19 protein-coding genes and 1 pseudogene are annotated in these 20,902 nt (G+C 57.4%); 6 read left to right on the top strand and 14 right to left on the bottom strand.

Going from position 1 to position 20,902, the window contains the following annotated elements; genetic code table 11:
• Positions 1–20: 20 nt before the first annotated feature.
• Positions 21–832, bottom strand: a pseudogene (gene yigL, locus AU511_RS12830) (sugar/pyridoxal phosphate phosphatase YigL).
• Positions 833–880: 48 nt separating this feature from the next.
• A complete protein-coding gene (gene pldB, locus AU511_RS12825) occupies positions 881–1,873 on the bottom strand; it encodes a lysophospholipase L2 (protein WP_094101783.1) in 993 nt (330 codons plus the stop codon).
• Between the two features lie 113 nt (positions 1,874–1,986).
• On the opposite strand from pldB, the gene rhtB reads away from it, so the two are divergent.
• Entirely contained in the window at positions 1,987–2,607 is a 621-nt protein-coding gene (gene rhtB, locus AU511_RS12820; RefSeq protein WP_094101782.1) for a homoserine/homoserine lactone efflux protein, read from the top strand.
• A 50-nt stretch (positions 2,608–2,657) separates the two neighbouring features.
• Here the strand turns inward: rhtB and rhtC are convergent, their stop codons facing one another.
• From rhtC to pldA, 3 genes are all read right to left on the bottom strand, one after another.
• Complete coding sequence (gene rhtC / locus AU511_RS12815) at positions 2,658–3,281, bottom strand: threonine export protein RhtC (protein ID WP_094109922.1); 624 nt, start codon at positions 3,279–3,281, stop codon at positions 2,658–2,660.
• A gap of 56 nt (positions 3,282–3,337) precedes the next feature.
• Positions 3,338–5,161 carry an ATP-dependent DNA helicase RecQ gene (gene recQ / locus AU511_RS12810; protein WP_094109926.1) on the bottom strand — a complete coding sequence of 608 codons (1,824 nt, stop codon included), beginning with the start codon at positions 5,159–5,161 and terminating at the stop codon, positions 3,338–3,340.
• Positions 5,162–5,279: 118 nt separating this feature from the next.
• Positions 5,280–6,149 (bottom strand): phospholipase A, encoded by an 870-nt coding sequence (pldA, locus tag AU511_RS12805; protein ID WP_094101780.1) that lies wholly within the window; start codon positions 6,147–6,149, stop codon positions 5,280–5,282.
• A 314-nt stretch (positions 6,150–6,463) separates the two neighbouring features.
• Between pldA and rarD the strand changes: the two genes are divergently transcribed.
• On the top strand, positions 6,464–7,366 hold the full coding sequence (rarD, locus tag AU511_RS12800; RefSeq protein WP_094101779.1) for an EamA family transporter RarD: 903 nt from the start codon (positions 6,464–6,466) through the stop codon (positions 7,364–7,366).
• A 51-nt stretch (positions 7,367–7,417) separates the two neighbouring features.
• Here rarD and corA read toward each other — a convergent pair whose 3' ends face one another.
• From corA to AU511_RS12760, 9 genes are all read right to left on the bottom strand, one after another.
• Positions 7,418–8,368 (bottom strand): magnesium/cobalt transporter CorA, encoded by a 951-nt coding sequence (gene corA, locus AU511_RS12795; protein ID WP_094101778.1) that lies wholly within the window; start codon positions 8,366–8,368, stop codon positions 7,418–7,420.
• 168 nt (positions 8,369–8,536) lie between these two features.
• A complete protein-coding gene (gene ysgD / locus AU511_RS18015) occupies positions 8,537–8,593 on the bottom strand; it encodes a YsgD/CorL family protein (protein WP_368073413.1) in 57 nt (18 codons plus the stop codon).
• A gap of 107 nt (positions 8,594–8,700) precedes the next feature.
• Positions 8,701–10,863 (bottom strand): DNA helicase II, encoded by a 2,163-nt coding sequence (uvrD, locus tag AU511_RS12790; RefSeq protein WP_094101777.1) that lies wholly within the window; start codon positions 10,861–10,863, stop codon positions 8,701–8,703.
• Positions 10,864–10,948: 85 nt separating this feature from the next.
• A complete protein-coding gene (yigB, locus tag AU511_RS12785; RefSeq protein WP_094101776.1) occupies positions 10,949–11,665 on the bottom strand; it encodes a 5-amino-6-(5-phospho-D-ribitylamino)uracil phosphatase YigB in 717 nt (238 codons plus the stop codon).
• On the bottom strand, positions 11,665–12,576 hold the full coding sequence (xerC, locus tag AU511_RS12780) for a tyrosine recombinase XerC (RefSeq protein WP_094109921.1): 912 nt from the start codon (positions 12,574–12,576) through the stop codon (positions 11,665–11,667). Before xerC ends, yigB begins: the two co-directional genes overlap by 1 nt.
• The gene (locus tag AU511_RS12775) at positions 12,573–13,286 is read right to left on the bottom strand and encodes a DUF484 domain-containing protein (RefSeq protein WP_094109920.1); all 714 of its coding nucleotides are present in this window, start codon (positions 13,284–13,286) and stop codon (positions 12,573–12,575) included. Before AU511_RS12775 ends, xerC begins: the two co-directional genes overlap by 4 nt.
• Positions 13,283–14,107 (bottom strand): diaminopimelate epimerase, encoded by an 825-nt coding sequence (gene dapF, locus AU511_RS12770; RefSeq protein ID WP_094101773.1) that lies wholly within the window; start codon positions 14,105–14,107, stop codon positions 13,283–13,285. Before dapF ends, AU511_RS12775 begins: the two co-directional genes overlap by 4 nt.
• A gap of 88 nt (positions 14,108–14,195) precedes the next feature.
• Entirely contained in the window at positions 14,196–14,363 is a 168-nt protein-coding gene (gene lptM / locus AU511_RS12765; protein ID WP_094109919.1) for an LPS translocon maturation chaperone LptM, read from the bottom strand.
• 242 nt (positions 14,364–14,605) lie between these two features.
• Positions 14,606–17,164 (bottom strand): class I adenylate cyclase, encoded by a 2,559-nt coding sequence (locus AU511_RS12760; RefSeq protein WP_094109918.1) that lies wholly within the window; start codon positions 17,162–17,164, stop codon positions 14,606–14,608.
• A gap of 337 nt (positions 17,165–17,501) precedes the next feature.
• Between AU511_RS12760 and hemC the strand changes: the two genes are divergently transcribed.
• From hemC to AU511_RS12740, 4 genes are all read left to right on the top strand, one after another.
• Positions 17,502–18,440 carry a hydroxymethylbilane synthase gene (gene hemC, locus AU511_RS12755; RefSeq protein WP_094109917.1) on the top strand — a complete coding sequence of 313 codons (939 nt, stop codon included), beginning with the start codon at positions 17,502–17,504 and terminating at the stop codon, positions 18,438–18,440.
• The gene (gene hemD, locus AU511_RS12750) at positions 18,437–19,183 is read left to right on the top strand and encodes a uroporphyrinogen-III synthase (protein ID WP_094109916.1); all 747 of its coding nucleotides are present in this window, start codon (positions 18,437–18,439) and stop codon (positions 19,181–19,183) included. The genes hemC and hemD overlap by 4 nt, the downstream gene beginning before the upstream one ends.
• Before the next feature lie 17 nt (positions 19,184–19,200).
• Positions 19,201–20,328, top strand: coding sequence for a uroporphyrinogen-III C-methyltransferase (gene hemX, locus AU511_RS12745; protein ID WP_094109915.1), 1,128 nt, complete (start codon positions 19,201–19,203; stop codon positions 20,326–20,328).
• A gap of 2 nt (positions 20,329–20,330) precedes the next feature.
• The coding region (locus tag AU511_RS12740; RefSeq protein ID WP_276207166.1) for a heme biosynthesis HemY N-terminal domain-containing protein at positions 20,331–20,902 on the top strand (572 nt) is incomplete at its 3' end.

Below are 20,902 nucleotides of genomic sequence, written 5' to 3'. Positions count from 1 at the left end.
CCTGGCACATCACCGATGCATTAGCGTTCGATCAGCGGAGCATACAATTTGCGCAGGTAGTTCGGCACCGCGTCATCCGCATTAGTGCCGATCACTTCCAGCTCAGGCAAACGGTCTTTTAAACGCTGGTGGGCGGCCGCATGATGCAACCTTTTCCCGCCATTGAGAGCATTTCCAGATCGTTCATGCCGTCGCCAAACGCGATGCAATCCTTCACGCCATGCCCCATGCGTTTCGCCACCTGCTCCAGCGCGTGTCCCTTCGATACGCCGCCCGCCATCACTTCCAGGCAATTTACCGAGGAAAAGCTCACGTTGACGCGGTCGCCCCAGCGAGCATTGAGCGCCTCTTCCAACGGCAGCAGGCGGTCGTGATCGTCGCAGGTGAAAAAGACTTTTCCCACATCGTCGGTGTCCAGCGCCGTCGGATCAAACAGTTGGTATTTGAAAACGGACTCCTGGAAGAACTGCTCTTCCTCCGGTCGGGAACGGCTCATGAACCAGTCATCGCCCCGATAGATATGCGTGAGGATATCCTCACGGTGATACATGATGCCGAACAGGTCGCGCGCGATATCGCTATCCAGATTGTGGCTGACCAGCAGTTCTCCGTCGGTGTTGTGCACGCGGGCGCCGTTCGAGGTGATCATGTACGCGCTGATCCCCAGCCTGTCGCGGATCTGCGCGACATCCTTATGATGCCGTCCGGTGGCGAAGACAAAATGAATGCCCTGCTCCGTCAACAGTTGCAACGTTTCTCTGGCATAGGGGGTAAGCATATGGGCGGGGGACAGCAGCGTGCCATCCAAATCGGAAGCAACAATTGGGTACATACGTTGGAATCTAACCTCCGCAGGTTAAACGCGGCCGGGCCGCAGAATTTAATGATATTGCGCAAAATGGTGCAGAATCCGGCGAAAAACGTCGGCACGCACCGTATCTTCTTCAAACAGCATGTCATGTCGGGCGCCGTGTATCACCTGCGGCTTCCCTCCGGCTACCGGATGACCCGCCGCCGCCATCGCTTTGCAGAATGCATCCTGCCCGCGGTTATCCACCACCCGGTCGTCTTCCGCCTGTAGCACGAGCAGCGGCACCGTCATCTTCGCAGCTCTCGACATCAAATCCCTTCCCGCCAACAACGCTTCTCGTACCCAGTGATAGGTCGGACCGCCGATCCGCAGGGACGGGTCGTCGGCATAGATGCGCACGCTGCGCAGATGCCGGGCACGGCTATGGGTCAGCACGTTGAGGACATAAGGCAATGGCTGCCACTGGCTGGCGCCAATGGCATAGTAGTCACGCAGCTTCGGGTAACGTTCGGTGCGATCCAGAATGCGCCAGGCCAGCCACTCCGGCATGGGCAGATGGATGTCGCACATGGGGGCGCAGAGCGCGGCGGCATCGAACGACTCAGGCTCGCGGACCAGGAAATCGGCCAAAATCACACCGCCCATCGAGTGCGCCAACGCAAAGCGTCGTTGATAGCCACTTTTCGCCAGCTGCAGCTGCCAGAACTGCGCCACGTCATCCACATAGTCGCTGAAATTCTCGACGTGACCGCGATGAGTATCTGTTAGCAAACGTCCCGAACGCCCCTGCCCGCGGTGATCCATCATCAGCACGTCATAACCCTTGTGGAACAGGTCGTAGGCGACCTCGGAATATTTGACGTAGCTGTCGGTGCGGCCGGTGAGCAGCATCACCACCTGATGATGACGCGGAGAGGTAAAGCGGGCAAAGCGGATGGGGACGCGATCGACGCCGAGGAACTCGCCTTCGTCCCGCCGCCGCCAGAAGTCCAGCAAAGGTCCGTTGGAAAACGCAGCGTACTGCGCCTCTCGGTTTAGTAGACACTCAGGGTACTGAGTCATCACACATTCTCGCAGTTGTTCATGACGGCTAAACCTGGTTTTGTGAGCTCTGGCGCAAAAATCGGCGTTGGCGTATTGTGGCATAAAAAGCGACATTCAGGGAGCACAGACGCATGACCATCGAGTGGTGGTTGACCTATCTCGTGACCACATTGATTCTAAGCCTTTCGCCGGGTTCCGGCGCCATCAACACGATGAGCACCGGCATCAGTCACGGTTATCGCGGAGCCTTTGCCTCGATTGCCGGTCTACAGGTCGGATTGATCTGCCATATTGCGCTGGTGGGCATCGGCCTCGGTGCGCTGCTGTCTCAGTCCGTGCTAGCGTTTGACGTGCTCAAATGGGTCGGGGCGGGCTATCTGATTTGGCTTGGCATTCAGCAATGGCGTAGCGCAGGCGGTCTGGATTTGAACATGCTGGCAAAAACTATGCCGCGGCGCAGGCTGTTTAAACGGGCCGTGATGGTCAATTTGACCAACCCGAAAAGCATCGTGTTTCTGGCCGCGCTGTTCCCGCAATTCATCATCCCGCATCAGCCTCAGGCCATGCAATATTGGGTACTGGGCGTCACCACCATCGCCGTGGATATCGTCGTGATGATGGGTTATGCCACCCTGGCAACGCGGATCGCCAAATGGCTGAAGGGGCCGCGTCAGGTAAAGCATCTGAACAGAGTTTTCGGTTCGATGTTTATTATGGTGGGAACGCTGCTGGCCTCCGCCCGTCGAGCATAATGCCAAGTCGAGCCAAAGGTCATGGCGATACGCTCGCCATGACTTCGCGTTTAGCGCGAGACGATAAGATGGATACCAAATCCCGCGAAGAGGATACCCGCCACGCCGTCCACCCATTTCGCTAAACGCTGATAACCGCGACGCATGGCCGGCAGCGCAAACACCATCGCAACCAGCGTGAACCACGCCATCGTTTCTACCGAGATTAAAGCAAACAGTCCCCAGCGCGCACTGGCGCCCACGCTATCGCCAACAAACAGAGAGAAAACGCTGCCGAAGTAAATTAACGCTTTGGGATTGGATAAGTTGGTGACGAAACCACGGATAAAGAATTTGCCGCGCTGAGGTAAATCCACGCTGACCTCAGCGACCTCGGACTGTCGCGCTTTCTGGCGCGCGGATCGCAACAACTGCCATCCCATCCAGCACAGGTAAAGACCGCCGCCAACGGTGATGATGCGGTGTAGCCACGCCATCTGCATCAGCAACAGATGCAAACCCATCAAGGCGATCGCCGCCCAGACGACGACGCCCAGCGTGATGCCTAATACGCCCATCATCGCTTCACGGCGCGAACGGCTGGCCGCAATCTGCGACACAAAGAAAAAGTCCGGTCCTGGGCTCATCAGGGCGATGAAATGCACCAGAGCCACAGTCAAAAACAACATAATCATGATGAAGCTCCCATTGTTATCGTTGAGGCGCCTGACCCCTGCGAGGCTGGCGCCACCTAATCGTCGTTTTCCAGATGTTCGCGGATAAGTGTCATGAACGGCACGCCGAAACGCTCGAGTTTGCGTTGACCTACGCCGTTGACGTTCAGCAGTTCGCTGGCCGTGACCGGCAGAATTTCCGCCATTTCCAGCAGCGTCGCGTCGCTGAAGACCACGTACGGAGGGATGTTGTTTTCATCGGCGATGGATTTACGCAGCTTGCGCAGTTTGGCGAACAGTTTGCGGTCATAGTTACCGCCGTACGATTTCTGACTGACGCGGGGTTTCAGGTTGATCAACCGCGGTACGGCGAGTTGCAGCGGGACGTCGCCGCGCAACACCGGTCTGGCCGCTTCGGTCAGTTGCAGCGCGGAATGCTGCACCACGTTCTGCATCAGCAGCCCTAGGTGGATCAGCTGCCGCAGCACGCTGACCCACTGCTCCTGCGTTTTCTCTTTGCCAAGGCCGTAAACCGGCAGCTTGTCGTGGCCGAACTCGCGGATACGCTGATTATTGGCGCCGCGCAGCACTTCCGCGATGTAGCCAATGCCGAAACGCTGGCCGACGCGGTACACGCAGGATAAGGCTTTCTGCGCATCGACCAGTCCGTCGTAGCTTTTCGGCGGGTCCAGACAGACATCGCAGTTGCCGCACGACTGCTGGCGCCCTTCGCCAAAATAGTTAAGCAGCACCAGCCGTCGACAGGTTTGCGCTTCCGCAAACGCGCCCATGGCGTTGAGTTTGTGGCGCTCGATATCCAGCTGCGGACCCGCGGGTTTTTCTTCCAGACAGCGGCGCAGCCAAGCCATATCCGCCGGATCGTAAAACAGCGCCGCTTCCGCAGGCAGGCCATCGCGTCCGGCGCGGCCAGTCTCTTGATAATACGATTCGATGTTACGTGGAATATCGAAATGCACCACGAAGCGGACGTTAGGTTTGTTGATCCCCATTCCGAACGCCACCGTGGCTACCACAACCTGCAGGTCGTCGCGCAGAAACGCTTCCTGCACCTGAGCCCGGCGATCGTTCTCCAGACCTGCATGGTAGGCCCCTACGCTCAAACCGCGATTTTGCAGGCGAGCGCACAGGTCTTCGACCTTTGCACGGCTGTTGCAGTAAACGATGCCACATTTACCGCGTTGGCCCTGCACGAACATCCATAGCTGATCGAGCGGTTTGAATTTCTCCACCAACGTATAGCGGATGTTAGGGCGGTCGAAGCTACTGATGTGGATCAGAGGATCGTGTAAATCCAGCAGACGGACGATGTCCTGACGCGTGGTGTCGTCCGCCGTGGCGGTCAGCGCCACCACCGACAGGCCGGGGAAACGCTGCTTCACCTGCCCCAGCGCCCGGTACTCCGGCCGGAAATCATGTCCCCATTGGGAAATACAGTGCGCTTCGTCGACGGCAATCATCGCCAGCCGCCAGTGAGACAGATGGTCGAGAAAACTGTCAGAAGTCAGGCGCTCAGGGGCGATATACAACAGTTTGACGTCGCCATTGCGGCAGCCGGTCATCACCTGATGCTGCTGCTCGCGCGTTTGCGTGGAGTTAAGACAGGCGGCGGAAACGCCGTAGGCCTGAAGCTGATCCACCTGGTCTTTCATCAGGGAAATCAGCGGAGACACCACCAGCGTCAGCCCTTCCATGACAAGAGCAGGAATTTGATAACACAGGGATTTACCGCCACCCGTGGGCATGATCGCCAGGCAGTCCTGCCCGTTGAGGGCAGCGTTGATAATCGCTTGCTGGCCGGGCCTAAACTGCTGATACCCGAAGGTTTCGCGCAACACCTGCGTCGCCAGCGCTTCTTTATTCAATACTTCTGCCGTAGACACGCCTTCACCGCTTTTATAAAAACAAACAGGCGCTATTTTCAGCGCCGTTTGATAAAACTGCAACGTTTGTATGCAGGCTTTTACTTACCACCCTCGACAATCCCGCCCCAACGCGGTCTCAGAACATATCGTTCAGCGTCACGCCGACGCCGACACGCGTCTGACGATGGTTGTAGTCGATCAGCGATTCGCCGTAGCCGCTGAAGACTTTGGTGTAGAAGCGCACATGTTCGGTCAACGGGTAGCTCCAGCTGACTTCGCCGCCGCCGTAACCGCTGTTCCAGTTGTAGCGCCCTTCCGCGCTGAAAATGCTGTCGCCCCACAGGTAGCCGACACGGACACGGTAATGACCCATATAGCGGGTGATATCCGGGTTGTCGTCTTTGTCGTCGGAGAGACGCAGCCAAGGTTTCAGCTCCACCTGCCAGTTGCCGTTTTGCGCCATCAGACGCGCATAAGCGCGGTTCCAGCTACGCGACGTGGGTTCGGAGCGACCATTGGACTGATGGTTAAAGCCCACTTCCACATCACGTAAGGTCCAGCCCGCCAGACTGTAGTCCGTCGACCAGCCCAGGAAGATCTGCGGCTCATAGTTGGTTTCACGGAAGGGGGACGATTCGCTTTTATTGGAAAGCTGCCACCATGAGCCTTGGGTATAGGACGCGCCAAGCAGCGAATTGTCGCCCAAAATACCGCGCCATAGCGGAAAACCTAAACTGATCTGGAAGTTAACCTCGTCTTTGCGAGCGTTATTTCCCCAGTTATAGCTCTGAATCGCTTCTCGGTTGATGTTGCTGGTATAGGTGTACAGCAGGTAGTTATTTTCGTAAGGGTAAAGAATGAACGGACTGTCATGCTTTTGCAGCAGGCTGGCGATGATGCTGCCGCGGACCGCCGGTTTATCATGAATTTCCTGCACTGTGGCTTCCTGCGCCTGGACTTGCGCCGTCAACAACAACGCCAGCACACCACCCCAAATTTTACGCATGCACGTATTTCTCCAACTGACCGTAAGGTTATTTTTGATTTGCCGCTGGCATTGTACACAGAAAATAACCGGTTACGTTATAGACAGCCACGAATCGGTATTTTCTGTATGGAGGCGGCACCCGTTTCCCACTCGACGACCTTATTCTCGAGGCATTGCGCTGGCCCGGCGTCGGCCCTCCCCTGCCGGACAACACCGTATCTCGTGCTGGGAAAGACCGGTATCGCCGCCGTAATCACGCTAACATACAGGTGTTGACGAGCTTTATTTCAAGTAAAATAGCCGTTTCCCCCTGTTTACACTGAGCTCTGACAATGAAAACGCAGCACACTCGCCAGGGAATCCTGTTCGCTCTTGGCGCTTACATCATCTGGGGTATTGCCCCGGCCTATTTCAAACTTATCGAACAGGTTCCTGCCACTGAAATTGTTTCTCACCGCGTGATTTGGTCGTTCTTTTTTATCCTAATCCTGCTCAGCGTAAGTCGCCAATGGAAGCAGGCTATTTGCCTACTGCAACAGCCGAAACGGTTGCTCATGCTGGCAGTGAGCGCCCTATTCATTGGTAGTAACTGGCTCACCTATATCTGGGCCGTGAACCACCACCACATGCTGGAAGCCAGCCTGGGTTACTTCATAAACCCACTGGTCAGCGTGCTACTCGGGCTTCTGTTTTTAGGCGAAAGGTTCCGACCAACGCAGTGGCTCGCCGTTGCGCTGGCTGTGTGTGGCGTACTGGTGCAGCTATGGAAATTCGGCTCCCTGCCGTCTCTCGCGCTGTGGCTGGCCTTTAGCTTTTCTATTTACGGCCTGTTGCGCAAAAAAATCGGTGTTGATGCGCAAACGGGCATGCTCGTCGAAACCCTGTGGCTGCTGCCCGTCGCGTTGGTGTATTTGTTTGGCTTCGCCGACACGCCGACCAGCCATTTAACGCAAAACTCGCTGTCGTTGGATCTGCTGCTGCTTGCTGCCGGTATCGTCACCACCGTCCCGCTACTGTTCTTCACCGCCGCCGCCGTGCGCCTGCGTCTTTCTACGCTGGGCTTTTTCCAGTACATCGGCCCAACGCTGGTGTTTTTACTGGCCGTCGTGGTTTATGGCGAACCGTTCACTCAAGACCAGCTGGTCACCTTTGCCTTCATCTGGCTGGCGTTGGCGATTTTCATCGGCGACGCGTTGCGCACGCAGCAAAAGCAGATGCACAAACGTCCGGCGTAAAAAAAGGCCCCGTCGCGAGCGACGAGGCCTGTTCTTTCTATGGTTCGACGGTTACAGCCAGTTGCGGCGCTTGAAGTACAGGTAAGGCGCCAGACCGGCCAACACCATGAGTACCAGCGCCGCCGGATAACCAAAGGCCAGCTTCAGTTCCGGCATGAACTCGAAGTTCATACCGTAGCTGGAAGCCACCAGCGTCGGCGGCAGGAATACCACGGACACCACCGAGAAGATTTTAATGATGCGGTTCTGTTCGATGTTGATAAAGCCCATCGCCGCCTGCATCAAAAAGTTCACCTTCTGGAACAGCGATTCGTTATGCGGCAGCAGCGATTCGATATCTCGCAGAATCTCCCGCGCCTGCTCCAGCTGACCGCTCGGCAGCCGCGCTTTACGCACCAGGAAGTTCAGCGCACGCTGAGTATCCATCAGACACAAACGCACCTTCCAGCCGATATCTTCCAGCTCCGCCAGCGTCGACAGCGCGTCGTCGTACTCATCGCCCTGTCGGCCATCCATGATGACGCGACTCAGCGCTTCCAGGTCGCTGTAGATGTTTTCGATTTCATCCGCCAACTGCTCAATTTTGGTTTCGAACAGGTCGAGCAATAGCTCATAGGCGTTGCCGTCAATCAGCGTTTGTCCACGAGCGCGCATGCGATACAGGCGAAAAGCCGGCAGCTCGCGTTCGCGCAGAGTGTACAAACGGCCGTCTCGGATGGTGAATGCCACGGTAGCGTTGCCTGCATGATCTTCCGCATCTTCGTAAAAGAAGAAGGAGTGAATATGCAGGCCGTCTTCATCCTCGAAGAAACGCGCGGAGGCTTCAATGTCTTCCAGTTCAGGTCGAGTCGCCAAGGTTTGGCCCAATTGGGTTTGTACCTGGTCCCGCTCGTGAACGTCCGGTTCGACCAAGTCCACCCATACCGACGAGGTGAGATCTTGGCTTTCTTCCATTTCCAGACGAGTTAAACGGCTGTTTTCCAGCTTGAATGCGCTCAGCATAGGTCATGCTCCCTAAAGATATTCTGGCAGGGACAATACGCGCTTGAAACACAGAAAAGAGGGTGAAAAATCACCATCAGATTCCAGACCGTTTGACGGTGCTGACTCGGTGCGATGTATGAAGAGATCGCTGACAACCACTAAGGCTATCAGCAACAGAGGATAGCCTTAGAAGTTGTACCTAAGAAATAGGTGGGTGAGCCAGTATCGACTGGGTGTGTCCAAGGCGTGGGTCCTCCGGGGAATAATGATGCGCGCATGTTACGCTGAGATGAAAAAGGCTGTCAACACGCACGCAGGCCATTAATGCAACAATCTGTTCAGTAATCAGTTTATACGATATCCAGCTTTGCGTAAGCCGCCACCAGCCACTTTATCCCCTGACCGGCGAAGGCGACCTGAACGCGGCAATGGTCGCCGCCGCCTTCAAGATTGACAATGGTCCCTTCGCCGAACTTGGCGTGACGCACGCGCTGCCCCAGTTTGTAGCCGCTGTCACTCTCGGATATCGGCGTTCCCAGCCGCTGCTGATTAACGGGCCGCGACACGCTGGCGCGCAGTCGGACTTCCTCCACGCATTCCTGCGGCAGTTCGCCAATGAAACGCGACGGACGGTGATAAACTTCTTTGCCGTACAAACGGCGCGTTTCCGCGTAGGTCATCGTCAGTTTACGCATCGCACGGGTCACCCCAACGTATGCCAGTCGGCGCTCTTCCTCCAGTCGCCCGCCCTCTTCGAGAGACATCTGGCTTGGGAACATGCCTTCTTCCATCCCGACGATGAAAACCTGCGGGAACTCCAGCCCTTTGGCGGAATGCAATGTCATCAGCTGGACCGCATCCTGATAGGCATCCGCTTGCCCTTCCCCCGCTTCCAGCGCCGCATGAGACAGAAACGCCTGCAGCGGCATCAGGTCCTGATCTTCTTCCTGATAGCTATACTGGCGCGTCGCGGTGACCAGTTCCTCAAGGTTCTCGATGCGGGTCTGACCCTTCTCGCCTTTTTCCTGCTCGTACATGCTCCACAGGCCGGAGTCTTTAATCACGCGGTCAGTTTGTACGTGCAGCGGCTGCTCGGCGGTATCGTTGGCCAACGCGTCCACCAGTTCGAGGAAACGCTGTAACGCACCCGCGGCGCGTCCGGCCAGCGCCTTCTCCTGCAACAACGCACGCGTGGCCTGCCACAGCGTCAGCTGACGCTCGCGCGCGGCCTGACGCACCACTTCCAGCGTCCGGTCGCCGATGCCGCGCGTCGGGGTGTTTACCACGCGTTCATACGCCGCATCGTCGTTGCGGTTAGCGATCAACCGCAGATAGGCCAGCGCATCTTTGATTTCCTGTCGTTCGAAGAAGCGCATTCCGCCGTAAATACGATAGGGAAGACTTTGCTGTAACAGCGCCTCTTCCAGCACACGGGATTGGGCGTTGCTACGGTAAAGGATGGCGCACTCATTCAAGCTGCCCCCCATTTCCTGCCACGCCTTGATGCGGCTGACGACAAACCGCGCCTCGTCCAGTTCGTTGAACGCGCAGTACAAGGAAATCGGGTCGCCTTCGACGCCGTCGGTCCACAAATTTTTCCCCAGCCGATCGCCGTTATGGGCGATCAGGGCATTGGCCGCGTTGAGAATATTGGCGCTGGAACGGTAGTTCTGCTCCAGACGGATAGTTGAAGCCTGCGGGAAATCGTTCAGGAAGTGCTGAATATTTTCGACCTGCGCCCCGCGCCAGCCGTAGATGGACTGGTCATCGTCACCCACAATCATGACCCGCGCGCTGTCGCCCGCCAGCATACGCACCCAGGCGTACTGAATGCGGTTGGTATCCTGGAATTCGTCGACCAGAATGTTGTTAAAGCGATCCCGGTAGTGCTGCAGAATGTGCGGCTTGTTCAGCCACAGCTCATGGGCGCGCAGCAACAGTTCGGCGAAATCCACCAGTCCGGCGCGATCGCAGGCTTCCTGATAGGCCTGATACACGCGCAGCCAGGTTTGCTCCACCGGGTTACCATAGCTCTCGATATGCTGAGGACGCAGACCCTCGTCTTTTTTGCCGTTGATGTACCACATCGCCTGCCGCGGCGGCCATTGTTTCTCATCCAGATTGAGGGCTTTGATCAGACGCTTGAGCAGACGGAGCTGGTCTTCGCTGTCCAGAATCTGAAAGTCCTGCGGCAGTCCGGCGTCGAGATGATGCGCGCGCAACAGCCGATGCGCCAGTCCGTGGAAAGTGCCGATCCACATACCGCCCTGACTGGTGCCGATCAGTTGTTCGATTCGATGGCGCATCTCTGCGGCGGCTTTATTGGTGAACGTCACCGCCATGATGGAGTACGGGGAGCAGTTCTCCACCGACATCAGCCAGGCGATACGATGCACCAACACCCGCGTCTTGCCGCTGCCAGCCCCAGCCAGCACCAGCATGTTGCTGCGGGGAGCCGCGACGGCGTCGCGTTGTTTATCGTTCAGGCTGTCGAGCAGATCAGATACGTCCATAGGCGTCGGTTATCCGTGAAAAGGGCATCCCGTCACCACGCGGCGACAGTTCACCTCTGTTTATGCATACAGTGGAAGGCGTGAATTATAGCAATGCCGTCAGCGAAACCAACCTTGCAATTGCAATATGCGGTAGTAGCCGAGCTTCGCGGTACCGAATCAGGTTGGTTCCCTCCGGTGCTATCCAGCAGGATTGCATCCCGCAGCGCACGGCGCCGGCCACGTCGGTGATGAGATCATCCCCCACATGCAACAGGTGATGCAACGGGAAATTGAGACGTTCCGCGGCCTGATGAAACATGTCGTGCCAAGGCTTGGCGCGGCCGTCCGGACCGGCGCGGAGCACAAACTGGAAGTACTCGCCCAGCCCGCACGCATGAGGATCGGCATTACCGTTGGTGATCGCCGCCAGCGGCCAGCGTTGGGCCAGCGCCCCAAGCGTATCGTGCGTTTCCTGTGAAATGCTGATGCGGCTGCGCCAATAAGCGAAGTGCGTCATCGCTTGTGCTGCGCCGTCATCCGCCTCCGCCTCGCTCATCCCCTGACGCCGCAGCGCCAGCGCCACCGTGCGGCGACGCCACTCGGTCATGTCGTGATAAATCTCCGGCTCCTGCGCGCGTAATTCGTCACGCAGCGCGCCGAACTCCGCTTCGGTCAATGTACTCAATCCCGGATGGAGATCGCGCAGGAACCGCAGCGCTTCGCGTGAACTGCGCCGCACAACTTCGCCGTTGTCGTACAGTGTGTCGTCGAGATCGAAGGTGATGGCTTCGATTCGGCCGAGCGGACGATAAACGTGCATCAGGGCTTGCCTCGTTTGGCGCGGGGATGCGCCGCATCATAGACCGAAGCCAGATGCTGAAAATCCAGATGCGTATAAATCTGCGTCGTGGTGAGGTTGGCGTGGCCGAGCAGCTCCTGAACCGCGCGCAGATCGCCGCTCGACTCCAACAAGTGTGTGGCGAAGGAGTGCCTGAGCTTATGGGGATTGATATGGCTGTTCACGCCCTGTTTCACGCCCCACTCGGCGAAGCGTTTCTGCACGTTGCGCATGGAGATACGTTTGCCCAGACTGGACACGAACACCGCGTCGTCATCCGGCGCATAGATCTCCCGCAGCGCCAGCCAGCGATGGAGCCAGGCGACCGCCGTTCTACCCAAAGGCAAACGACGCTCTTTACTGCCTTTCCCCATGACCCAGACTTCGCCGCTGTCCAGATCGATATGTCTAAGGTCCAGACCGACCAGCTCAGCCAGACGGAGACCCGCGCCGTACATCACTTCCAGCATCGTCCGGTCGCGTACCGTCAGCGGATCGCTCTCGTCAATGTCCAGCAGCCGGTTGACCTCGTCCACATCCATATTCTTGGGCAGATGGCGCCCGGCGCGGGGTGTGGCAATCCCTTTGGCAGGATTGGCGTTCAACTCGCCGCAGCCCACCAGCCAGTCCAGAAAGCTGCGCAGCGCGGAGAGACGCAGCGCCAGACTGGAGGACTGCAGTCCATCGCGCTTGCTACGCGCCACCACCGCACGCACCCCGGCGGCGTCCAACTGACGCCAGTCGCTTATGCCGGAGGCGGATAATAGGGTAATCACCGCCTGAAGTTGATGCGCATAGCTGCTTTGCGTCAGCGGACTAAGCTGCCGCTCGACGCGCAAATAGCGTAAAAAGGCGTCGGCCTGCGTTAGCAAGGGCGAGTCGGGGACGTTCATAGCCGTTCGATCCAGCGTTGCAGGACCATCGGCAAAATCGTCGCCAGATGCTGCAAGAGTACGGTCCCCATTCCTTCCTGATAATGATGGCTGTCGCGGCTGCTGAAAATCAGCAGTCCCAGATCGCCTTTTTCGCCCATCATGGAGATCGCGACCGACCCCACCTGCCGCGCCTGAGGCAGCAGCAGCAGCAGCTCGGGTCCGTTAAGCGAGCCAAGATAGTGATTACGTTTTCCCAGCCGCTGAATGCGCAGGGGTTCGAACAATGTGCGATTCAGCGCGAGATGCGTGAAATCAGACGGCGCGCCAATACGCCATTTGTCGCTGAACAGCCGCACCGTGGCGCCGGACAGCCCCAGTTTGCGCGCCCAGCGCTGCAAACGGTCCAACAGATCCTGCAGCGAATCCGCCGCCGACAAAGCCAGCTGTAACTGCAACAGCTGATTGAACAGCGCTTCGTTCTGCGCAGCCTGCTCCATCAGCAGCGTAATGTCCTCTTCCAGATGCTGGATCTGGGTGCGCTGACGCGACAGCTGCCACTCGACCAAAGACACGCTCTCTCGCACGGGGTGCGGGATGCGCATCTGTTCAACGTGGCGAGAATTGCGGATGAAAAAATCGGGGTTTTGATGCAGGAACTGCAGCACCATGTCATCCGTCAGCTCAACCTCGCGATCGACCTGTTCCTGCTGCTCCTCAACGCGTTTCATAAATGAATAAATCCATCATAGACATGCGTGGCCGGACCGGTCATGAACAACGGGTTTCCCGGCCCCGCCCAATGAATATTCAGCTCGCCGCCCGGCAGTTTCACGTTGACTTCCGCCGACAGCAGCCCTTGCTGTATCCCTACCGCGACAGCCCCACAGGCGCCGCTGCCGCAGGCCTGAGTTTCTCCCGCGCCGCGCTCGAAGACTCGCAGCCGGACGGAATCGCGATTAACGACCTGCATAAAACCAATGTTAGCGCGTTCGGGAAAACGTTCATGACTTTCTAGCAACGGTCCCAACGTTTCAACCGCCGCCGTATCGACGTCATCGACCTGTACGACGCAATGCGGGTTGCCCATCGACACCGCGCCGCACAGCACGGTGTGGTCCGCCACCCGCATGATGTAGGTTTTCTCGGCTTTAGTTGCGCGAAACGGGATCTGCTGCGGTTCAAAGTTGGGCTCGCCCATATTGACCCGCACCAGTTCGTCTTCGGTGACCGACAGCACCATGCGTCCGCTGTGGGTGCTGACATGAATATCGCGCTTATTCGTAAGCCCCTTCAGCCGCACGAAACGGGCGAAGCAGCGGGCACCGTTGCCGCACTGCGCCACCTCGCTGCCGTCAGCGTTGAAGATACGGTAATGAAAATCCAGCTCAGGATCGTACGGCGGCTCAACGACCAACAGCTGGTCGAAGCCCACGCCGCAGTGGCGATCCGCCAGACGGCGGATTAGCTCGGGCGAAAAATAGACATTTTGCGTAACGGCATCGACGACCATAAAGTCATTGCCTAAACCGTGCATTTTGGAGAACTGCATTATCCTGACTCCGCTGGCTCAACCGGACGCGGTAAATACGCTATCGTGACCTGTTAAAAGATGGGAAAACCCGTTTGATCGTCTGCCGTTATGGCCGGTTAGCCGATGGTTGCGGTGTCGTATTTTTCTGTGTCTGAGACTCACTTGGCGTCGGGCTTTTCTGCTCCGGCGGGAAGTACAACGGCCCTTTCAGACCACAACCGACCACCGCGAGTGTAACCAGCGCCAGCGCAGTCTGGCGAAATAGCGTTTTCATAACGTTAAACCTGTCGTTCAGAGACTAATGCTCTCTATAATCGCAGCTGGATCATGAAAATCAACAGGAATCGAAAATCAACGACGGCGAGTTCAATTCATCGGACCGATGCACGAGGGCACTTCGCTGACGGGGTTCGCTGAGGTTAAGCGCGGGGGAGGTGTCGCTCGGGTATCGCTAAAAGGGGGCTCGCCGGGAGAGACCCGTCAATGCCATGGCTGACTTTCGCCCTGATTGTCGGGCTACAGCGTCTGAAGCTGTCGCGGGCTCAACCGCGGGGAACCGTCCTGAAGCGAGGTCTTACACATCGGCGAGAGATCGCTTTTACGGAATGGAATCACCTTCATTTGACCGTCTACCAGTACGATCTGGTAAAACTGCGGGAGATTGAAATTGATTGAGCTGGCGCCGTAGGTGAAACGATCGTGCGAGGAAGAGTAGAAACGACTGACATCGCGCACCAGCTCCTCTTTGCTGCCTTCGCAGTGATGAAACACTTCTACCCGGTTGGTCTCATCCAAAATATAGATATTGAAACCTTCGTTATCCGTCCGGTTTTCAAAGAAGAACTGAATGATCCCTTCGCTGGCGACGCCGTCTATCACCGGCGGCAGGTGAACCTGCGCGGCGGTTTCCACCTGGATAGGCAACCCTTGCAGTTTGTTGTTGGAAATTGCGCCATAAAACTCCACCGCGTTTTCCTGTTTCTGCACCGATACGCTGAGCCGTTCGAAGAACAGTCCCCAGGTTTGTCCTGCCACCTTCACCGCTTTAAAGCGGCCCGGCTCCTGTCGCGTGCTGGACAGGCGTAGTTCAATGCACTCTGAGACCAGTTGCTGTACGCGCGTGCGGATTAGTCCGCGCAAATGTTGGCTGTAGCAGAAGACATCCAGCGACTCCGGCAACGCCGCATCCTGATGCATTTTGCCCAGAATGGTTTTCAGCGCGTCCAATACCGCCTGTTCGCCGCTGAAGTGCAGGGTTCTGACCTCATTCCAGGAGTTGCGGTATAGCAGGTCGATGCTGCCGACCAGACACTGTTGCTGCTGACCGAAACTGAACACGTCCAGTTGACGGAAGTCGAAGTGCACGACCTGATTGCGGAAGGCCGCTGTCGGATCCTGCTCCAAATTGACGATAATCGCCAGATGACGAATTTCGCACGGACTATAGAGCGCTTTGGGCGTGGGCGGCGCGACGCGGAGCGGGAAGTGGCTCGCGACGTCGGACACAAGCTCCTTGAGCTTGGCTAAATCGCAGCGATCTCCGCCTTTGATATGCAGTTGCGTGGCGGACGTCAGCAAACCGTTGAAATAAGCCCAGGCCACCAGCTTGTTCAGATAGCGGTTATATTCCAGCGGTTGATGGCTGACAATCGCATCCATCAATGGCGCCTGATTATACAGATACCAGCCGCTACGATTGGCGCGCCCGGCGGGCACATAAATGAACGTCAGGTCCGGCTCGGACAAATCGGGAGAAATCTGCGGGTTCACCAGCGTCACCTTTCCCGGCAGCGCCTCGAAGGCCGCGTACAACTTGCGCGTCAGTACGCCGATATCCTGAGGGCTGGCGCTGACGCTCAAGTTGTTCCGCCGGGCGAACCGGATCAGATTTCGATAGCTCTGCATCATCGCATCCAGCAGTTCGTTATGCGCTTCGCGCACCTGCTCGATTTTCCAGTTGGCGCGGTTGTCCAGCATCTGCAGACGCTTGTCGTCCCATCCCCATTGCTCAACCAGCTGTGTCAGGATCTGCTCGCGCCAGGCGGTTTTGCCAACGCCGGTAGATAGTTTTTCGCAAACTTTGAGATAGAAGCAACGGCGCGCCAGATCCAGCCGCGGCATATCGTCGATGGCGGTGAGATAGTGGGTGACGCGTTCCAGCATCATGCAGTACGGATCCAGCCCGAACGACACGATTTCGCCTTTATGCAAACGCGTTTTGATCTCGGCTGACAGCAGGCAGGTATCGGGATATTCCCAAGAGTAGGCTTCCAGCAGCAGCGTTTTCAGCACCGCTTTATATGGAGAGTCGATGCTTTTATAGAGCTGCCACAGGCTGGCGCCGAAATACTCTTCCGCCGACAGGGTGCTGAGCCCGCCCAGATCGAGCCACTCATTCGGCGCCAGCGCGCCCTGCGAATAGAGATTGATGACATATTCATCGTAGTTCGGCTCTTCTTCCACCGGCACCATGTTCCACAAGATGCGCTTGCCCGCCATGCGAACGGCGGTGCGGTAAAACTCATCCAGCAACAAAATGTGCTGGGTCGAACCGCAATCTTCGCCGCCCAGACTGCCGCTCTCGTTATGACGGAAGCGGTTCTCGTCCATGACGAAGAAGCTGACGTCCACCCCCAGACCCGCCGCCCACTGTTCAAGCAGCGTGCATTTCTGCTGTAGGCGCTGACGCTCTTCGGTATCGAGCCAGGATTGATGACAGACCCACACGTCCAGATCGGAAGTGCAACTTTGACCAATGGAAGAGGTGCTGCCCATCGAGTAAATGCCGTTGATGGGGAATTCGCCCTGCTTGCACAGCGGCTCCGCCATCCCGCCAATCAGTTGGGCATCATCGAAATAGCGTTGTTGGTTTTCATCAGGCGTGTAGAGGCATATGCCGTGTGGGACCTTACCTTCAAGGTAGCCCGGCATCTGGGGATGGTGGTGATGCAATAAAACTGGCAAAAGACTGTAAACCTGCTGGAAAGCCGGTCTCATTGCTGCCAGAGCGCGATCAACTCGCAGTTGGTTAATCGCGTCCAGTCTCTGCTTCAGTGTCTCGATGTAGAGGTACAAGACGTTTCGCCTGATTATCCCAGTGACCAAAAAAAGCCGTTTTTCCAAACCTGTCCTGAGTCATGATTTAGAGGAATGGCGGACAGTTCATTGCTGGAAACGTGATCAATTTAACACCTTGCTGAAAAGGCGTAAAGAAAGTAAAAAAAGTCAGAATTTTCGGTCTACACTGCGGGATTGCTCCTGTTGTCGCTCACTCAGCCCCCCGCCAGCAGTTATGATTTATGGCTGCTATCATTGCAATCGTCACCAACTGAGGTTTAGTCACGGCCCGGCAACTGACACTGGCGCGGCATCAATGGTACGATGCGACGAAACGATAACAACGGTATCCAGCATGCTAGACAATATCCTTAGAATTGCCACCCGACAAAGCCCGCTCGCACTTTGGCAGGCCCATTATGTACAACAACAGTTGCAGTCTTGTCACCCGGATTTACAGGTGGAGCTGGTGCCGATGGTAACACGGGGAGACGTTCTGCTGGATACACCGCTCGCCAAAGTTGGTGGAAAAGGGCTATTTGTCAAAGAATTAGAGCTGGCTCTGCTTGAACATCGCGCCGATATCGCCGTTCACTCCATGAAAGACGTGCCGGTGGACTTCCCGCTGGGGCTCGGACTGGTCACCATCTGCGAACGCGACGATCCCCGCGATGCATTCGTCTCCAACCTTTACCCCAATCTGGACGCGCTGCCTGAAGGCGCGTGCGTCGGTACGTCCAGCCTGCGCAGACAGTGCCAGCTGCGCGCGAATCGGCCCGATCTGGTGGTACGCGACCTGCGCGGCAACGTCGGCACCCGGCTGTCTAAACTGGATAATGGCGAATATGACGCCATCATTTTGGCCGTTGCGGGCCTCAAACGCCTGGGTATGGAAGACCGCGTGCGCTGTGCGTTGAGCCCGGAAACTTCGCTGCCGGCGGTGGGCCAAGGCGCGGTCGGGATCGAATGCCGATTGGACGACGCCCGAACGCAACGCCTGCTGGCCCCGCTGAATCATAACGACACCGCCACGCGGGTGCAGGCGGAGCGCGCCATGAACACGCGTCTTGAGGGCGGATGCCAGGTGCCGATCGGCAGCTACGCGGAACTGGAGGGCGACAGCCTGTGGCTGCGTGCCTTGGTCGGCGCGCCGGACGGCAGCCGCATCATCCTGCGCGAACGGCGTGGACCCCGCTCAGAGGCCGAAAGCATCGGCATTGCGCTGGCCGAAGAGTTGCTATCCTGCGGCGCCGGAGAGATTCTACAATCTGTTTACGGTACCTCGTCATCATGACGATTTTAGTTACCCGCCCCTCTCCTGCGGGCGAGCAACTGGTTTCCCGTCTCTGCCAGGCCGGACTCATGGCCTACCACTGCCCATTAATTGAATTTACGATAGGTCGCGAACTGGCCCAGTTACCCGCTATGCTGAATACATTGCAACCGGGCGATCTGGTGTTCGCGCTCTCCAACCAGGCCGTCAAGTTTGCTCAGCCGGCGTTATCGCTGGCGGGTATACATTGGCCGACAACGTTGAACTACTATGCCGTCGGCCGCACCACCGGGCTGGCGCTGCATACCGTCACCCATCGGCCGGTCATCTATCCTGAGAGTCACGGCACCAGCGAAACACTGCTGCATGAGCCATCGCTCCAGCAGATTGCAGGCAAGCAGGCGCTGCTTCTGCGTGGGAACGGTGGCCGGGAGCTGCTGGCCGATACGCTGCGCCAGCGCGGCGCGCAGGTCAGCTACTGTGAATGTTACCAGCGGACGCCGGTACAGTATGACGGCACAGAGCAAACGCTGCGCTGGCAAACGCTCGGCGTGGATACGCTGATTGTCACCAGCGGAGAAATGCTGCAACAGATCTATACTTTAGTTCCTGATTATTATCGGGCTTCGTGGCTACTGAGCCGCCGAATGGTGGTGGTCAGCGAACGACTGGCCGCCCTGGCCCATGATTTTGGCTGGCGCGACATTGCGGTCGCCGATAATGCAGATAACGATGCGCTGCTGCGCGCACTACAACAAACCTGATCATAGGATGTCTCATTATGACGGAACGCATTACCCCCACAACCTCGAACGAAGAAGTTGTTGAACGGGCAGAATCGTCCACTACACAACCCGAACCGACACCGTCAGCACCTCAGCGTTACGGTGTGCTCCTGGGTGCCGCAGCCATCGTTATCGCACTCGGCTTGAGCGGCAGCGTTTACTATTACGCGCATCAGCAGACGTCGAAACAGTCGGCGATCGTCGCGCAATTACAGGAACAACTTGACGGGTTCAATCAGCAACAGCAGCAAAACCAACACTCCTGGCAGCAATCCCTGGCTCAGCAAAGCCAGACGCAAAACGCCAGCGAGCAACGTCTCACGGCGTTGAACAGTCAGGTGGGCGATCTGCAGGAAAAGCTGGATGCGCTCTCCAATCATGACGCCAAAACCTGGCTGCTGTCCGAAGCCGACTTCCTGGTGAAAATGGCCGGCCGCAAACTGTGGGCGGACAAAGACGTCACTACCGCAGGTACGCTGCTTAAAAGCGCCGACGCCAGCCTGGCGGAGATGAAAGACCCGAGCCTGATCGACCTCCGTCGCGCTATCACACATGACATCAGCACGTTAGCCAGCGTCAATCAGGTCGATTTCGACGGCATCATTCTCAAGGTAAATCAGTTGGCCGATCAAGTGGATAACCTGCGCATGGCGGACAGCGATCTGGACGAAGCGCCGATGGACGAGAACGACACGTCCCTATCCGCCTCGCTAAGCGAATGGCGCCAGAACCTGAGCAAAAGCTGGCACAATTTCCTGTCGGAATTCATCACCGTCCGTCGTCGCGACAGCGGCGCCGAACCGCTGCTGGCGCCAAACCAGGATATCTACCTGCGCGAAAATATCCGCGCCCGTCTGCTCGTCGCCGCTCAGGCGGTGCCGCGCCATCAAAACGAAACCTATCGACAGTCGCTGGAAACCGCCGCGGTATGGGTTCGCGCCTACTTCGATAACAACGACGCGGCAACCAAAGCCTTCCTAGAACAGCTGGACGCACTCAGCCAACAGTCGGTCTCGATGGATGTTCCGACCGAACTGCAAAGTCAGCCTCTGCTGGAAAAAGTGATGCAGACCCGGGTCCGTAACCTGCTGGCGCAACCGTCAGCCGCGCCGCAGGGAGAGTGATTATGCTTAAGGTACTTCTGCTTTTTATCGTGCTAATCGCCGGTCTGGTCGCGGGACCGATGGTCGCAGGCCATCAGGGCTACGTGCTGATCCAGACCGATAACTACAACGTGGAAACCAGCGTTACCGGGCTGGTCATCATGCTGGTGTTGTTCCTTCTGGCCTTTCTGCTGGTCGAGTGGATACTGCGACGCGTTTTCCGTACCGGCGCACGCACGCGCGGCTGGTTCCTCGGTCGTAAACGCAGCCGTGCTCGCAAACAGACCAAAGCCGCACTGCTTAAGTTGGCGGAAGGCGACTATCGCCAGGTCGAGAAGCTCATGACGCGTAACGCCGATCATGCCGATCAACCGGTAGTGAACTATCTGCTGGCCGCCGAAGCCGCACAACAGCGAGGCGATGAATTCCGCACCCGGCAGTATCTCGAACGCGCCGCTGAAATCGCCGACACCGACCAGCTACCGGTCGATATCACCCGCGTTCGCATTCAGTTGGCCCGTCATGAAGACCATGCCGCTCGCCACGGCGCGGATCGTCTGCTGGAAGTCGCGCCGCGCCACCCTGAAGTGCTGAG

Origin of the sequence: Lonsdalea iberica (assembly GCF_002111585.1) — a bacterium.
Lineage (GTDB): Bacteria > Pseudomonadota > Gammaproteobacteria > Enterobacterales > Enterobacteriaceae > Lonsdalea > Lonsdalea iberica.
Note: the sequence above shows the minus strand (reverse complement) of the source record. Positions and strands in the feature narration are given on the sequence as shown.

What these genes read in the sequence shown, in the direction of transcription:
- rhtB (WP_094101782.1), top strand. Translation starts at nt 1,987, where the DNA reads ATGACCATCGAGTGGTGGTTGACCTATCTCGTGACCACATTGATTCTA.
- rhtC (WP_094109922.1), bottom strand. Translation starts at nt 3,281, where the DNA reads ATGATTATGTTGTTTTTGACTGTGGCTCTGGTGCATTTCATCGCCCTG.
- pldA (WP_094101780.1), bottom strand. Translation starts at nt 6,149, where the DNA reads ATGCGTAAAATTTGGGGTGGTGTGCTGGCGTTGTTGTTGACGGCGCAA.
- rarD (WP_094101779.1), top strand. Translation starts at nt 6,464, where the DNA reads ATGAAAACGCAGCACACTCGCCAGGGAATCCTGTTCGCTCTTGGCGCT.
- dapF (WP_094101773.1), bottom strand. Translation starts at nt 14,107, where the DNA reads ATGCAGTTCTCCAAAATGCACGGTTTAGGCAATGACTTTATGGTCGTC.
- hemD (WP_094109916.1), top strand. Translation starts at nt 18,437, where the DNA reads ATGACGATTTTAGTTACCCGCCCCTCTCCTGCGGGCGAGCAACTGGTT.
- corA (WP_094101778.1), bottom strand. Translation starts at nt 8,368, where the DNA reads ATGCTGAGCGCATTCAAGCTGGAAAACAGCCGTTTAACTCGTCTGGAA.
- yigB (WP_094101776.1), bottom strand. Translation starts at nt 11,665, where the DNA reads ATGCACGTTTATCGTCCGCTCGGCCGAATCGAAGCCATCACCTTCGAT.
- lptM (WP_094109919.1), bottom strand. Translation starts at nt 14,363, where the DNA reads ATGAAAACGCTATTTCGCCAGACTGCGCTGGCGCTGGTTACACTCGCG.
- uvrD (WP_094101777.1), bottom strand. Translation starts at nt 10,863, where the DNA reads ATGGACGTATCTGATCTGCTCGACAGCCTGAACGATAAACAACGCGAC.
- AU511_RS12775 (WP_094109920.1), bottom strand. Translation starts at nt 13,286, where the DNA reads ATGAAACGCGTTGAGGAGCAGCAGGAACAGGTCGATCGCGAGGTTGAG.
- hemC (WP_094109917.1), top strand. Translation starts at nt 17,502, where the DNA reads ATGCTAGACAATATCCTTAGAATTGCCACCCGACAAAGCCCGCTCGCA.
- pldB (WP_094101783.1), bottom strand. Translation starts at nt 1,873, where the DNA reads ATGACTCAGTACCCTGAGTGTCTACTAAACCGAGAGGCGCAGTACGCT.
- xerC (WP_094109921.1), bottom strand. Translation starts at nt 12,576, where the DNA reads ATGAACGTCCCCGACTCGCCCTTGCTAACGCAGGCCGACGCCTTTTTA.
- hemX (WP_094109915.1), top strand. Translation starts at nt 19,201, where the DNA reads ATGACGGAACGCATTACCCCCACAACCTCGAACGAAGAAGTTGTTGAA.